The sequence below is a fragment of the Thermogutta hypogea genome, from assembly GCF_055386265.1.
The window spans coordinates 228,459-243,867 of the sequence record NZ_AP042425.1; the positions used below are offsets into that span (position 1 = coordinate 228,459).

Annotated in this window: 8 protein-coding genes; 5 read left to right on the forward strand and 3 right to left on the reverse strand. The window is 61.2% G+C overall.

The features are described from left to right. Positions 1-264: 264 nt before the first annotated feature. Together ACZ5B4_RS00760 and ACZ5B4_RS00765 are read left to right on the forward strand one after the other, a co-directional pair. The gene (locus ACZ5B4_RS00760; protein WP_464912529.1) at positions 265-1,827 is read left to right on the forward strand and encodes a sigma-54 interaction domain-containing protein; all 1,563 of its coding nucleotides are present in this window, start codon (positions 265-267) and stop codon (positions 1,825-1,827) included. A gap of 772 nt (positions 1,828-2,599) precedes the next feature. Continuing rightward, positions 2,600-8,614, forward strand: a complete 6,015-nt coding sequence (locus ACZ5B4_RS00765) for a hypothetical protein (RefSeq protein ID WP_464912530.1) — start codon at positions 2,600-2,602, stop codon at positions 8,612-8,614. Between the two features lie 190 nt (positions 8,615-8,804). Here the strand turns inward: ACZ5B4_RS00765 and ACZ5B4_RS00770 are convergent, their stop codons facing one another. Further along, positions 8,805-10,169: a Gfo/Idh/MocA family protein gene (locus ACZ5B4_RS00770; protein ID WP_464912531.1), complete on the reverse strand. Its 1,365-nt coding sequence runs from the start codon at positions 10,167-10,169 to the stop codon at positions 8,805-8,807. A 148-nt stretch (positions 10,170-10,317) separates the two neighbouring features. Then, positions 10,318-11,805 carry an arylsulfatase gene (locus ACZ5B4_RS00775; RefSeq protein ID WP_464912532.1) on the reverse strand — a complete coding sequence of 496 codons (1,488 nt, stop codon included), beginning with the start codon at positions 11,803-11,805 and terminating at the stop codon, positions 10,318-10,320. Positions 11,806-12,089: 284 nt separating this feature from the next. Between ACZ5B4_RS00775 and prfB the strand changes: the two genes are divergently transcribed. From prfB to cutA, 3 genes are all read left to right on the forward strand, one after another. Then, positions 12,090-13,227, forward strand: a protein-coding gene (prfB, locus tag ACZ5B4_RS00780; protein WP_464914040.1) for a peptide chain release factor 2 whose coding sequence is annotated in 2 segments (ribosomal slippage) — positions 12,090-12,158 and positions 12,160-13,227 — 1,137 coding nt in all. Because the reading frame shifts where the segments join, the coding sequence is not laid out codon by codon here. Positions 13,228-13,288: 61 nt separating this feature from the next. Further along, positions 13,289-13,717 carry a hypothetical protein gene (locus tag ACZ5B4_RS00785; protein ID WP_464912533.1) on the forward strand — a complete coding sequence of 143 codons (429 nt, stop codon included), beginning with the start codon at positions 13,289-13,291 and terminating at the stop codon, positions 13,715-13,717. Between the two features lie 116 nt (positions 13,718-13,833). Then, positions 13,834-14,181 (forward strand): divalent-cation tolerance protein CutA, encoded by a 348-nt coding sequence (gene cutA, locus ACZ5B4_RS00790; RefSeq protein WP_464912534.1) that lies wholly within the window; start codon positions 13,834-13,836, stop codon positions 14,179-14,181. Positions 14,182-14,200: 19 nt separating this feature from the next. Here cutA and ACZ5B4_RS00795 read toward each other — a convergent pair whose 3' ends face one another. Continuing rightward, positions 14,201-15,352, reverse strand: a complete 1,152-nt coding sequence (locus tag ACZ5B4_RS00795; protein ID WP_464912535.1) for a DNA topoisomerase IV subunit A — start codon at positions 15,350-15,352, stop codon at positions 14,201-14,203. Positions 15,353-15,409: the final 57 nt, after the last annotated feature.

Sequence of the window (15,409 nt, forward strand, 5' to 3'; positions counted from 1 at the left end):
CCGTCTGCGCCATCGATTTTCCGAAACGAGTGTCCGCGTCGCTCCCCGGGGTTTCACCATTTGCAATTCCCTTTCCATTCGTTTTGAAAACGTCACAAGTGATTATTTGGATTCAAGATATAGCGATCGATGGATTCCTGATCGACAATTGGCAGGACGATCCCTTGATATTTAGCGGATAAAATCCGTTACAATCAACGGTATGCCGTGTTATTTAACGGATTCTTGGGGTGGTTTTTCGTTTTGAGCTGGGGAGGCACAGCCATGTCGGTCCCCCGATCCGTCGTAGCCGCCATTTGGAGGGAAGCCAGTCGCCATCTCGAGATACAGGAGACGACCGAAGCGATCTTTTATGCGATCGCCGAACATCTGCCCGCCGCCTACCTCGTTGTTCGCCGCCTTCAACTCGCGGAATCGCAGTTGGAAACGGTTGCGGCCGCCCTTACTTCGCCTCCTTGGTTGGGGCATCGCGTGGCCCCGCTCCCGCCCCCTCTTCTGACCCAAGCGATCGATTTCGCCGTTCGTGGTTCCGTTGTCGAATTCGTCCCCGAGGAGCCCGGTCGATTGGACGGTGAAGTTCACTGGATGCTGGGAAACCCGCCCTGTCCCATCTTGCTGGGAGGTCTTCGCAACGAGGATCGCCCTCTGGGGCTTTTGGCTGTGGCGGGAATGCCCGGCACACGCTTCTCTCCGTCGGATCGAGAGTTCTTCCAGCTCCTTTTGGAGCCGTTTGCCACGTGCCTGGAGAACGACCAACGCATTCGGGAGATTTCCGTGCTCCGGGAAGCCGCCGAGGCCGACAAACAACGCCTTCTGACCAAGCTCGGCCGACAATCGCTGGGCGACACGATCGTGGGCGCTGAAGCGGGCCTCCGGCACGTGATGGAGCGGGTGGATCTGGTGGCCGCCTCCGATGCCCCCGTCTTGCTCCTCGGCGAGACCGGAACCGGGAAGGAGTTGATCGCCCGAGCGATTCACAGCCGGTCCCGCCGTGCCCGAGGCCCCTGCCTAAGAGTCAATTGCGGGGCAATTCCCCCGGAATTGATCGATTCACAGCTCTTCGGACACGAGCGCGGGAGCTTTACCGGGGCTTCCGAGACGCACCGCGGCTGGTTCGAGCGGGCAAATCACGGAACATTGTTCTTGGACGAGATCGGCGAACTCTCCTTGCCGGCCCAGGTTCGCCTTTTGCAAGTCTTGCAAGACGGGGCCTTCGAGCGCGTCGGCGGACGCCAAACCATCGTGGTGGATGTTCGCATCGTGGCCGCGACCCACCGTGACTTGCGGGAAATGGCTCAGAATCGGTTGTTTCGCGAGGATCTCTGGTACCGTTTGGCGGTATTCCCGATCTTTCTGCCGCCGTTAAGGGAGCGATTGGAAGATATCCCCGCCCTCGCCCGACACTTCGCGGAGCGGGCGGCCGTCCGGTTCGGGTTGGCGTTGCAGTTGCCGAACGAGGAAGACCTCCGTCTGTTGATGGCCTATCACTGGCCGGGCAACGTGCGCGAGCTGGCGGCGGTCATCGACCGCGCCGCCATTTTGGGAAATGGCAAGCGGCTGGAGATCGCGAAAGCCCTCGGTGTCGGCGATCCGGAGACCTCGACCGGCGCGGGGTTTCGCTCGGCCGAGCCGAAAGGGCGAACAACCGAGCCGTTCGTTTCCCTGGACGAGGCCGTCCGCAGGCACATCATCGAGGCCCTGCGTCGCACCGGCGGCCGAATTGAAGGCCCGCGCGGAGCGGCCGCCCTGCTTCAAGTCAACCCACACACGCTTCGTTCTCGGATGCGGAAACTCGGCATACCGTGGAAACAGTACAGGAACCTTTAGGAGGGGGTTTTAGCCCCTTGAAGACGGGATTTGTCCGGATTTCTTGTCTGTGATGACCTGGATCAGCCCCCAACCTGGGCTTGCCGACTCCAGGGTATATCGAGCGGCCGTCTCCGGCCGGCACTTTTGCCAATCTCTCGCTCGTCCGGTTAAGCCATAAACGCGGAACTCTCAGCCTCAGCAGTGCATCCAAATGTTAACCGCGAAGGTCATCGCCCACACTTTGCTTCGAGATGGATGGGCCGTGTGAGCTGCCGAAGGGAAGCGAAGGATCGCGGTCCCCGAATACCGCTCACCCTGACTGGAAGCCTTGTTAAAGGTTTTACAGGGTGGATCGCCTGGGTAAATCGAGGCCTTTGCGGAGAATTGAGAATTGCGGCGCACCTCCGGGAAGGGAGGGGGCCTGGCGGCGCCGCGGCGTCAAAAAGTACCGCACTGGAGGTCGCGCCTTGACGGCCGAGTACACTGCAATCATGATAAAGCAGTCGATATGGAGAGCATGGATAAAAAATCACGCCGCTCCTTCGGTGCATATCCCAGAAAAGTGCAGTTCAAGGGATCGCCGAGGGCCGAGGTCGTCCGGTCCCGGCTCGGTATACGTCTTTTTTTGAGGTTCGTAACAGGTTTTGGGTTGCGGCACTTGAGATTTGGGCCGGTGTCTGGGTGAGCTGGGCGAAACCGAATGCTTTCCCATTTGCTCGCGTGAGACTCGTCGAAAGGATTCTCGCACACACCTGCAAGGGCGGAACTGACAACGACTGAGGAATCTGACATGGCGCAGTTTCGGTTGTCCTCTCGGCGGCATAAAAAGTCCCTCTGGGAGACTTTATGGAATCGGCGCGGCGGCAAGTCGCTGGGAAAAAAGAGGACACGCAAACATCGTCGCCTCTCCCTGGATGCTCTGGAAGAGCGGACGCTGCTCAGCGTTACACCGGTCGATGTTCTGGATAAGCTCGTCAATCAATCGCTGCTTCCCTCGTCGACGAACGGTACGATCGCCGGTCAATCGATCGCCGTCGATAATGACGGCGATTTCGTGGTGGTTTGGACTCGTTACGATGCGATCATGGATCCGTTCTCCGGGTCGCCGATGCTCGATCCTTTGACCGGGCAACCTCTCACGGAGGCGAACATTTATGCTCGCTATTTTACCGACGAGGTCCAACGCATCACGCTGCCCAGCGGCGTTCTCAACGATGCGAACTCCAACCAGCACGCGAAGGTGTCGTTGATCTACGGCGGCACGACGCTGGTGCAACGTCTGAACATTACGGCGACGTACCAGCCCTACACGTCGTTTCAGCAGAATATCCAGGGCACGTTCGTGTTGCAGGCCGACACCAACGGCGACACGATCATTTCGCCCACCGAGCGAGTCACGATCGTTTATGACGAGACGGTCGCGCCGAATCAGTTGGCCGGCACGATTCAAGCCGGGCTCCAAGGCTTGGGCGGCCCGTTGCAAAATGCGAAGGTTACGGCGGTCAGCGGCCGCGAGTTCCTCATCGAATACGGCAGCGCGGCGCTGGGTGTCAATCAGCCCAAACTCTCGGTAGCCAATCCCAATTTCACCGGCGGGTTTTTCCCCAACGTCTCGGTGACGACGGTCCGGCAGCCGACCCTGATCGCCGACATTCCGATTTCTCCCACCAACCCCCAAGCAACGGCGACGGCGATCGAGCAGTACTTCAACGCCCGGCTGCAAAGCGAACCGCTGGGACCGATCGACTTCCCGCCTCCCGATCGTGTGCCGAGCGGCGTGGAAGGTCCTTACACGGAACCGACCACGATTGTAACCGCACGGCCGCGGATCTCCGTTACCGCCCGCAGCGCTACGGAATTCGACGTGCGATTCGTGGGCGACTCCGGCAAGGAGGATCATCCCGAGCTGATCATCGCGGAGGTCAAGGACGAATTGGGGAACAACCTCTTGCCCTCCGCGCAAGCGAAGGTCGTCACACTCAAGGAATCGAGTCCGGAATTCCGCGTGAATCCGGAAGAGCCCGATGACCCGTTCACGCCCGGACCGGACAAATACAACCAGACGAACCCCGCCGTGGCCATGGACGCGGACGGCGATTTCGTCATCGTGTGGCAAGGAGAGGTTCCGGATTCACAAGTTTTCGGCAGCGTTACCGACATTTTCGCGCGCCGATATCGTCCTGCGGCGAAGGCAGACCCGGATACCGACGGTGTTCCCGGCGTCGAGGTCGTGGCGATTCCCGATACGGAAAACATCGCGCGCGTGGACCCCTACACCTTCCGCGTGAACGACGAGACCACCCGTCCGCAATTCCAGCCGGCGGTGGCCATGGATAACGTCGGCAACTTCGTCATCGCTTGGGCGAACGGGGCGCAGGACTTCAGCTTTTTCAACGGCATCAAGGCCCAGATCTTCAATCGAAAAGGCGAGCGCATCGGGACGGAGTTTTTGGTCAGCACTGAGGAAACGGCGATCCAGTTCGATCCGTCGGTGGGTATGAGCCACGACGGCAACTTCGTCATCACCTGGGATCGTACGGACGACGTTCGTTATCTGACGGGCGGGCCTTTCGCCTCCGCGGTCTTCGCCAAGGCTTACGACCTGAACGGCCAAGTGCTGCTAAACCAGTTCGGCGTGGGCGGCGGCGGGGCTTCCACGGTGGCGTTCGATTCCGCCAACCATTTCCTCGTCACTTGGCAAACGATCGGCGATGCCGACAACACGGGACAGACCAGTTCCGGCGTACGCGCCATCATGTACGAACTGGTGGACGCCCAGGGGAATCCCACCGGAACTGTCATTCGCGACGTGTTCCGGGCCAATAGTGCGTCTTTGGCGGCCGGCGGCGCACCGCTTTGGCCGGGCTTCCAGGGCGGCGCCCAAGCCGGACTCGACGCCGACGGCGACATCGTGATCTCTTACGAGGGTTACGGCCCCGACGTCTCGACCGATGCCTTCTTGTTCGCCAATGCGTTTCTCCAACGTCAAATCAACGCCACGACCAACTCCGACCTGTTGACCTATTTCGATCCCAGCTTCGAGTTCTTCCCGGTCGGATTCCAAAATAACGGCGACGTAGACGGGGCGCTGGAAGAGATTCTCGTGCGGGCGGTCAATCGCGGCGCCAACGCGGAGCAGATCGGCCGACTGCGCGGCATTCTCGACGGTGTGGTCGGCCTCCTCCGCGGCGAGGCCAACGGCATCATGTTCAGCCGTTTCGATGCCGATCCCAACTTCAATGTGGTCACGCTCTTCAGCGATAGCATCGCCAATGCCTACCGCGACGGCCACAACCAGCGATACTTCATCATCATGAATCGCAACCTGAACTGGGAATCGTTCCAGGTTCGGCTCTTCCGCGGCGGGCAGGCAGGATTCGAGAACCTCACGATCGATAACCTGCAAATCAATAACGTGTGGAGCTTGCAGCAAACGGTCGATCGCATCGATGCCGTGTTGGAGGGGGCGGCCCGAACCGGCGTGAACTGGGCCGAGACGACTTACGAAGGTCCCATCGACGTGCGTCTGCTCTCGTTCGCGGAAATCCTCGACCGGCAGGGCACGCCCTGGGAAGTTAGGGACGGACTGGGAAACCCGATCGATCCACTCAATTTTGCGGTCTTCGAAGTCACGTTCCAAGGCGAAGGTCACGACTGGCCGTTCACGTTGATTCCGAACCCGGGGGCGCCGGGCCGGGCGGGCGGGGCCGACGTGCCGCCGCCTTCCATCGTCCAATATACGGCGGCCGACGAAGGCACGACTCAGACGCAAGCCTCGCTGGGCGTCACGCCCGAGGGGTCCTTCGTCATCGCTTGGACGCAATGGGAGCGGGCCACGGACGGTACGATCACCAACTCCACGATTCGCTATCGCCAATTCCTGGAAACGTTGGACACGGCCGGCCCGATCGTCTCCGATGTGCTGGCCCCCGACGGCCAGGCCATCGACGGGACCCAGTTGGTGACGCCGAACGGAGTGCAGTATCTGGTGATCGACTTCGACGAAGAAATGCTCGCCTTCGACGACGCGACCCTGGCCTGGGCCATCCAGCAGCGGGACCAGGCCCTGGCCAACGGCCAGCCGGTTCCCGCCTCCGTCAAGCGCGTCTTGGATAGCGTCACGAACCCCGAAAACTATCGCCTGTCCAAGGACGGCGTCCTGATGGGGGGCGCGGTGACGCGCGTCCACTTCGGCATGAACAAAGCGGCGGAGCTGGGGACGCAACTCGGGCTCGATGTTCCGGCCGCCAATAAATGGCAGGCGGTCCTGGAAATCGACGCCGACCCCGGTCAAGCCGGATTGCAACCGCTGGACAGCGCCGTTTACCAACTGGAGGTCTTGGCACCTGTTCCGGCGGGTCCCGGTCAGACAGAGCAAAGCGGGGTGCGAGATAAGGCCGGCAACCCCTTGGGTCGGACCGGGTTCAACCCCAATGGGTCCAATTATACGCTCGGTTTTCGTCTCTTAGTCGGCGTTCCCGGCCCGGGAGTACCCGGAACGCCCGGCGCAGGCGATGTGGACGCGATTGCCAACACGACCCTGCTCGACAATCAAACCGCCCCCGCCGTGGCCATGAACAACAACGGCGATTATGTGGTGGTTTGGGTCAGCCCCGGCCAAGGAGCCGATACCGGAACCACGAACACCAACATTATCGCTCAGCGGTACAATCGCCGCGGTGAACCCCAGGGTCCGGAGTTCATCGTCAACACGTTCGAGACCGGCAACCAGGTCGAGCCGGACGTCGCTATGGACGATGCCGGCAACTTCGTCGTCGTCTGGTCCGGACAGGGCGATACCGACGCGGACGGAATCTGGGCTCGCGTCTTCGATCGCTTCGGCACGCCGCAAGGTCAACAGTTCCGCGTCAATCAGTACCGCCTGAACGCCCAATACAGCCCCAAGGTGGCGATGGATTCGGTGGGTAATTTCGTCGTGACCTGGAGCAGCTTCGGCCAGGATCTCGACAGCAACGCGGTGATCGGGCGGCGGTACAACCGTTTCGGTCAGGCTCTGGGCAATGAATTCATGGTCAATTTGCCCAACTCGAGCTCGCAGCGGAATTCCGACGTCGCCATGGACGACGCCGGGAATTTCGTCGTCGTATGGATGAGCGACGGCCAAGACGGCAACGATTGGGGCGTGGTAGCCCGGATCTTCAACGCCGATGGAACCGCCCGGACCGGTGAAATCCTTGCCACCCAATACCGCGTCAACCGCCAGATCGATCCCCGCGTGGCGATGGACGCCGACGGTGATTTCGTCATCACTTGGAGCAGCTTCGGGCAAGACGGCAGCGGCTTCGGCGTGTTCGCCCGACGGTTTGCGCCGAACGGTACTCCGAAAGGTGATGAGTTCCGGGTCAACCAGACCACATTGCACTGGCAATATCAGAGCGATGTGGCCATGGACAAGGCCGGCAATTTCACCATCGTTTGGACGACGATGGGCCAGGACAACGATTTGGCCGTGGATTGGGGCATCTACGCTCGCATGTTCATGGCCGACGGAAACGACTACGTGCTGCCGCCCAAAGGCCAGGCGGGGGAGTTCCGCGTGAATGCCGACGTGACGGGGGACCAAGTCACGCCCGTCATCGCCATGGACGCCGTCGGCAATTACGTGGTGGCTTGGGTCGGCCCCTCCACCGATCCCGATCCTCTCGTGGCGGCCGCCAATGGAACCGACATCTTCACGCGCTTGCTCGATCCTCCCGGTGTGCAACCCTTGGGGGTGGAGATTGCGCAACTGGCCCTGCGGGGGACCGAGGGCGATGACGTGATCGAGTTCATCGCCGGCGCCACGCCCGAGAATTGGACCGTCAAGATCAACGGCAACCTGCAAGCAATTCCCAAGACCCTTACCTATCTGATCATCGACGGTTTGGGCGGCAGGGACACCGTGTCGATTCGCGGAACCGCCGGAAACGACACCGCCGTGGTGTGGTCGAGCGGGGCCGCCGTCATGTTCGGGGGCATCTATCGCTTCCAAGCGGAAAACGTGGAGAGCGTTTCGATCGACGGCTTGGGCGGAACGGATTCGCTGACCGTGTATGACTCGCCGCGGGTCGATACGGTGACGGCCCGCCCCGGGTTGCTAACGATCTCCGATGCCGAGCAAACCTATGCTCACACGGCCAAGAACTTCGAGCAGGTGTTGATGATCTCCCAGGCCGGCGGCGAGGACGTGGCCTTCCTCTACGACTCGTCCGGGGATGATCTGTTCACGGGCACGCCGACGTACGGTGAGATGACCGGTGCGGGTTTCCGCTTGCGAGCGGAGAACTTCCGCTATGTTCATGCTTACGCGACGGGCGGCGGCTTCGACGCGGCGCAATTGTACGACTCGTCCGGCAACGACCGTTTCGTCGCCACGCCGGAATACGCGCTGTTCGACGGCTCGAATTTCTACTTCCGAGCCAAGTTCTTCGACGCCGTCCATGCCTACTCCGTCAACGGCGGCTACGACACCGCGTTGATCAAGGGTTCGGCGGGCGACGACAAAGTGGTCTTGGACGCGGTTCAAGCGAGGCTGAATTCCGGCAGCTATGTGCACCGAGCCAAGTTCTTCGACGAGGTCACCTTCCGCGGCAACGGAGGGCGAGACATCGCCTACGTGACCGGCGGGACCGTGATCCCCGGCGTCGTTGCCCCCGGAACCGAACCCGTACCGTCCGGTGCGGCGGAGGTTGCCTATCTGACGGGCCTCTACAAGATCAACGTCACCGACGAAGGCGGCGTGGTCGGAAAGAACAGCACCATTCGTACCGCAATCGACGCCGTCTTCACGTCATTCTGGCTCTGAGCCGAAGACTCCCGCGCGGGTCGGATCACCGCGCGGCGGTTGGAATGTCGTACGCTGCCACGGCAAGACGACAGGGCGTCCGGACTTGATCGCCCGGACGCCCTGATTTTTTCGAAATGCCGCAAGCCGCCGTGCCCGGCCGTGCCCACTGCCGGGCGCGGTCCGAGGCGACCGGACGACGATCAGCGAATCAATACTCGCGGTCGGTCTTTACGCCCGGCATGGGCTGCGGATACAGCCCGTTCTCTTGTACGGTGACCGGGGCGGGTGAGTCGTCCGTGAACTTGTCGACATCCGGCGCCATTTCGTGCGGGCAATTGAGGATATCCTCGCGGGTCACGATGCGACCGGTATGTGCGGCCATGCGGCCCATCGACGTGACGAGACTTGCCTCCACGCCGCGCTCCACCTCGTTGTAGGGCTGATCCGTACGAATGGCCTCGATCAGGTCGTCCCACTCCAATTGGTAGGGGTTGGGTTCCGGCTGGGGGAATGCCCAAAGCTGATTCTCGGGGCTGAAAACGTGACCTTGGAAGGTCCGGACCTTGCCCGGTGTATGGGCGGAGGTGGAGACGATGGCGCATCCTTTAGTGCCGTGGACATAGCTGGCGAATTCGTTGTGGCAGCCGGCCATCTGGCGACCGAAGTAGAACAGTTTGGTGCCGTCCGGATAGGTGTACTCGACGGAATAGGTGTCTAGATTCTGATCCACGGCGTTCCCGCGGTAGTGCCTTCCGCCCAAGGCGTGGGCCTTGACGGGAAAGGCCCCCTTCATCCAAGAACATTCGTCGATCTGGTGGATGTAGAAATCGCTATATACGCCGCCGCTGGCCCAGATGAAGCTGTGGAACTGCCGCACCTGATACAGCAACTCGGTGATGCCGTCGGGCTTGGGGCCGCAGTTTGCCGCCGGACCGCCCATCCGATAGGCGTGCATCATGGTGATCTCGCCGATTTCGCCGTCTTCGATCCGCTTCTTCAATTCCCGGCGACCGCGGCAGTGACGCACCATCAGGCCCACGCCGACCTTGAGGTTCTTCTCGCCCGCCTTCTTGGCCAAGTCGAACATTCTCCGCGACGTCGGGCCGTCGACGGTGATCGGCTTCTCCATGAAGACGTTGAGATTCTTGTCGATGGCATAAGTGAAATGCACCCAGCGGAAAGCGGGAGGCGTGGCGAAGATGGCCACGTCGCCCGGCCGAAGACAATCCATCGCCTTCTTGTAGGCGTCGAACCCCAGGAACTTGCGATCATCCGGCACGTCGACCTTGTCGCCCATCCGTTCCTTGAGGCTTTTGTAGCTGTTTTCCAGCCGGTTCGGGAAGACGTCGGCCAGGGCGACCAGCTTGATCGGGCCGTTTTTTACGGAAAGCGCGTTCTGAGCGGCGCCCGTCCCCCGGCCGCCGCAGCCGATCAGGGCCACTTGAATGGTATTATCCTCTCCCGCATGAACGGAGGGCACAAACGTCCCGGCCAGCGCCGACGCGGCCGCGATGCGACTCGTGGTTTTCATGAATCCTCGTCGCGTGGAGCCTTCCAGTCCCTCATCTCTCATTGCAAGCCTCCTCTTTGGAGATTCAAAACTACGCGAACGCTACCGTTTTTCCCAAACGTGAACGCCGGAAACGCTCGAAGGCCGCCGCGCGGTCGCAGCGGACCGGCGACGCCGAATCGAAGCGAAACGCCGCGACACGCCGGGATCGTCAGTTCCGATTGGGGATCCGCCAATTGGGGTGCGGAACGTGGGCTTCGTTCATGTAGCGCACGGCCTGCTGCACCACCGCCGGGTACTCCTCCGCCACGTTGCGTGTCTCGCCCAGATCGTCGCTCAAGTCGTAAAGCTCCACGGGTCCGGAGAGCATGGGCTTGCGGATCGCCTTCCAGTTTCCGAAGCGGACCGCTTGCGCAGAGCCTCGCTCGTAGAACTCCCAATAAAGATACTCGTGAGTCTTCTGCTCATCCGGTCGTCCGAGCAAAGTGGGCAGGAAGCTGACGGCATCTCGGTCCGGCGGTAAGGGCACCCCGGCCAAATCGCACAAGGTAGCCATCATATCGCCGAAGTACGCGACGTGATCGCTGACCGTTCCCGGCGCGACCCGTCCCGGCCACCAAGCGATCAAGGGGACGCGTATTCCGCCTTCGTACAGGTCTCGCTTCATGCCGCGCAGCGGTCCGGAGGGCTGAAAGCGCCGCGGATCATGGCCGGCCTCGTTGTGCGGCCCATTGTCCGAACTGAACATGACCAGCGTGTGCTCCGCCAAGCCCAATTCCCGCAACCGGTCGAGGAGCCGCCCGACATCCGCATCCATCCTGGTGATCATCGCGGCCTGCCCTTTGTCGGGGTCCGGCCAGTCCTTATCGGCATAGATGCCGTAGTCGGGAACCTCCGCGCCGTTGCCCGTGCCGCGGGTGCCTTCGTTGTTGGCGTGAGGAATCGTCAGGGCCAAGAACAGGAAGAAGGGGCGATCCCGATTTTCGGCCACGAATTGCAGGGCTTCGGCCGCGAATAAATCGTGCGAATAGTCGATGCGCTTAACGGCATAACCGGGCGTAAAGCCACCGCCGTAATCCGGCCCCGGCCCGTCCTTCTTGCCCTCCAAACCGACGACTTCGTTTCGGAGAGGCACTTTTTCCAGGTTCCGCCAGAGGTATTCGGGATAGTAATTGTGGGCATGACCTTGATTGAGATAACCGAAGAAATAATCGAACCCTTTCACGAGCGGATGCCCCGGCTCGTTGAGTTCTCCCAAACCCCACTTGCCGATGAGGGCGGTGCGGTAGCCGGCGGAGTGCATGAGTTCCGCCAGGGTGACGTCTTCCGCCCGCAGCGATTGGTTGATGCGCTGGTTGCCCGGTGCGTTCCCGCGGACATGGCAATGGCCGGTATGCTGCCCGACCATCAAGACGCAACGCGAGGGAGCGCAAACCGTGGCCCCGGCGTAAAACTGCGTGAATCGCATCCCCTCGGCGGCCATGCGATCGAGTCGCGGGGTCTGGATGATCTGTTGCCCGTAGCAGCCCAAGTCCCCGTACCCGAGATCGTCCGCGAGAACGAAGATCACGTTGGGCAGCGGCCTCGCCGTCTCGGCGGCGGAGCGTTCCGCGGCGAAACCCCATCGGCCGAAAAGGATCGGCCCGAATAAAAACGCAACGAGCGCGGCGAAACGTGCGGTGACAAGCAGGTATTCCATGGCGTGGCCTTTTTTCGAAATCCCAATCGTCGCCCATGTACTGAGACGAATCCGCGAATGCTGCCGCATTGTATCGCGCGGCCCGCCGAGATCACAACCCTCTTTGCCGGCCTGCCACGGACGCCCGGAACCCCGGGTCGGTCGGGATCGCCCGGCTGCCGCCCGTTCCGCACAAAGACTATAATTCCATAGTTCCGCAGGTTGGAGTGGTTGTCTGTCCCGCAAGGAGGTTGGCGCCGCTTGGTCGGCGCCGCCTAAGGGGCGGCTCTTACGGAGAATGAATGATGGAAGGTGAAATACTGAACCGTGCGCAAGCAATTCGAGAGCGGCTGACTCAATTGCGAGACTCTCTTTGACTACGCGGGAAAAAAAGCCCGCGAGGCCGAAATCGAATCCATCATGTCCGGGCCGGATTTTTGGAACGACCAGGAGAAGTCGGCCGAAATCTTGAGCGAATTGAAGGCGGTTCGGGCGGTCCTCAAGCCGATCGACGAGGCCTTTCGCCAACTCGAGGACGTTGACGCCATGATCCAATTGGCGGAGGAGGATCCGGCCTTCGGGGAAGAGGTTCCTTCCGCCGTGGAAAAGCTCGATCGTCTCGTCGAGGATTTGGAGATCAAGTCGCTGCTCAACGGCGAGCACGATGCTTGCAACGCCCTGTTGACGATCAACGCCCGCGACGGCGGGACGGACGCCCACGATTGGGCCGCCATGCTCTTGCGGATGTACATCCAGTGGGCCGAGAAGCAGGGGTACGAGGTGGAGCTGCTGGACCGCCAAGATGGCGAAGTCGCCGGGATCAATTCCGCCACGATCGCCGTACGCGGTCCCATGGCCTACGGCTATTTGAAGGGCGAAACGGGCATCCATCGCCTGGTCCGCATCAGCCCCTTCAACGCGGAAGGCAAGCGGCAGACCAGTTTCGCGGCGGTGGATGTCACCCCCGAGATCACGAACGACAACGAAATCGTCATCCGCGACGAAGACCTCGAGGAACAGGCCATTCGGGCCAGCGGTCCCGGCGGACAGCACGTCAATAAGACGTCCAGCGCGATCCGCCTATTGCATGTCCCTACGGGGATCATGATCAAATGCCAGAGCGAGCGGAGCCAGCATCAGAATCGCGCGATGGCGCTCAAGATGTTGCGTGCGCAACTCGCCCGATTGGAGGAGATCAAGCGCGAGGAGGCCTTGGCCGCCAAGTACGAGTCCATGCCCAAGACCGGTTTTGGATCTCAGATTCGCAGCTACTTCCAGCACCCCGACCAAAGAATCAAGGACGCGAGGACCGGCTATTCGCTGAACAATTTCCAGGCCGTCATGGATGGAGACATTCAGGGGTTCTTGGATGCTTACCTACGCTGGCGCGTCGCGCAGGAGGACGCCGCCAAGGCAAAGGCCAAGGCCGCGGGGAAAACGTGAAACGAGGCGGTCAAGAATCGGCCGTGAGATGCCTTTCGCGAGGCCGCGGGGACGCAGTTCGATGGATATGCAGCGGATTGCCAATTTGAGATTGGAGTACACCGACCGTTACGTCGTGGTGGAGGGGGATCGCCCCGAGTTGGCGCGGTTTCACGGCAGGGTCGGAAGGGTACAGACCATCAATTGCAACGGCCGCGCGGTTGTCCAGTTCGAAGGCGTGGACCGATCGTGGTACGACCTCGATCTGGATTATTTGAAGATCGTGGAGGCTCCCAAAGCGCCGGGCGAGTCGAAAGCCTCGGGGACCGCGGGAGACGCGAACAAGCCGCCTTCCGAGGCTGCAAAGGCCAAGGGCGATGCTTACCGACCGTCCGCCCTGGAGATCGCCCGTGAGACCAAGGAGAAGGCCCCGCCTCCCAACGTCTCCCCTCCGGCGAATGAAGAACCGCCCGAGAAAAAATCCGGCATCCCGTCGGCAAACCCGGGATGATCGGTCCGCAGCGTCGCGCGGCGGACGCCGCGGATACCGAGGGTGGCGATGCCGTTCGTCTTCGCGGCCCCGAGTCCGATCCGTATGCCGCGTACCTTTTCGTAGGATTGTGCCCGATGACAGACGCGCGATTCCTTCAGGTCTTCGTCACCGTTCCCAGCGCGGAGTTGGGCGACAAGATCGCTTCGCGGGTGGTTGAAGAGCGGCTTGCCGCTTGCGTGCAACGGATGGGCCCGATCCGCAGCGTTTACCGCTGGCAGGGAAACATCGAGAGCAGTGAGGAGTGGCTGTTGATGCTGAAGACGGACGGCGACTCGTGGCCGGCGCTCCGGGAACGCATCGTCGCCTTGCACTCTTACGAAGTTCCGGAAATCCTGGCCCTCCCCGTCGTGGAAGGCCATCCGCCGTATCTGCGGTGGGTGGCCGAATCACTTCGGCGCGACAAGGCCTCGCCCGAAACGTGAGGCCCGCTTCGCCTCACCGTCAATCCAGCCAATCTCGGTCGCGTAGGCGTTGCGGGGCATAGACTTCCGTCACGTAGCTGATGTCCTTGGAGATCAAGGCCTCGACCTCCAGCTTGAAGCCGTTGTCCAGCAGCTTCTTAATTTCCTCCTGCCACGCCTTCTTGTTGGCGAACCACGGATATTCCATGATTTGCTTGGCCCGCTTGCGGTCCGTATCGGTCAAGTTGATGATCACGCTATCCGATAGGCCGCAGCGCTCGAAATCAAAGGACCGAAGCCCCAAGAACCGGGCGTCGGGAATCGCCATCCGCTGGGATTCGTAGGCGAGGTTGATCGAGCCTTGCTTGATCACGCTGTAGATGTAATACCCCCAGGGGTCGTTGTCCAACAGGCAATAGACGGGCAGCCCCAGTTCCTGATGCATCCGGTGCAGCAATCTCCGCACGCCGCGCGGTGGCTGCCCCATGCCGTGCGTCAGAATGCACTTGTGCTTCCGCCAGAATTTGTCCTCGTTGAATCGCCGCCAAACCGTGTCCTTTTCGACGTGCAGGATGAACTCGGCGTTGCACTTCACGAACTGGATCACGCTCGGTTCCACGATGGAGGGAATGGAGTAACCGCCGGACCCCATTCGCGTGCAATCGATCTCGTCCCCGCTGTCGCGGAGGGTGATTTCGCCGACCATGGCGCCCCGATTGCTGGCATAAACGTGCAATTCTTCGCGCAAGGCATTCAGCGTCACCTCGACGTCTTCGATGACCGGATCGCACTCCTCTTGCGTGGCGAACGTCTCCTCCCGGGTTCCGTCGATGGTGTGCTTGAGTAGGTAGAACAAACCACGGATGCTGGTCGTCTTGCTTTGCTCGATCAAGCGTTTGCAACCGCTCGCCACCAACATGGTCTGCATGTAGCTCTTAGCCTGGGCCAGATTGAAGAGGTGCCGGCGATTGCGGGCGTTGCCCATCTCGATGAAGCGCTTTTTGCGGTTGTAATGCACGTTGGATAGGGTGCGCGACGGGATATCGAGATAGGGATCCTTCCCCGCCCGGGCGGCCGTGATCACATGGTCGGCCAACCCGGCGATTCGCTCTAGGGTGCGTTGATCGCGCTCATCCAGCGGAGCGGCGGCGGTGGTACCGTTCTCAGGACTTTTCGTTTTCTTTCTCGGCATATCGATCGATTTCGAACTTCGCAAAAACCCTAGCGAGCCGTCTCGCCTTTGCTTTCC

Excerpts from the sequence above, each read along its gene's own strand:
- ACZ5B4_RS00760 (WP_464912529.1), top strand. The coding sequence starts at position 265 with ATGTCGGTCCCCCGATCCGTCGTAGCCGCCATTTGGAGGGAAGCCAGT.
- ACZ5B4_RS00765 (WP_464912530.1), top strand. The coding sequence starts at position 2,600 with ATGGCGCAGTTTCGGTTGTCCTCTCGGCGGCATAAAAAGTCCCTCTGG.
- ACZ5B4_RS00770 (WP_464912531.1), bottom strand. The coding sequence starts at position 10,169 with ATGAGAGATGAGGGACTGGAAGGCTCCACGCGACGAGGATTCATGAAA.
- ACZ5B4_RS00775 (WP_464912532.1), bottom strand. The coding sequence starts at position 11,805 with ATGGAATACCTGCTTGTCACCGCACGTTTCGCCGCGCTCGTTGCGTTT.
- ACZ5B4_RS00785 (WP_464912533.1), top strand. The coding sequence starts at position 13,289 with ATGGATATGCAGCGGATTGCCAATTTGAGATTGGAGTACACCGACCGT.
- cutA (WP_464912534.1), top strand. The coding sequence starts at position 13,834 with ATGACAGACGCGCGATTCCTTCAGGTCTTCGTCACCGTTCCCAGCGCG.
- ACZ5B4_RS00795 (WP_464912535.1), bottom strand. The coding sequence starts at position 15,352 with ATGCCGAGAAAGAAAACGAAAAGTCCTGAGAACGGTACCACCGCCGCC.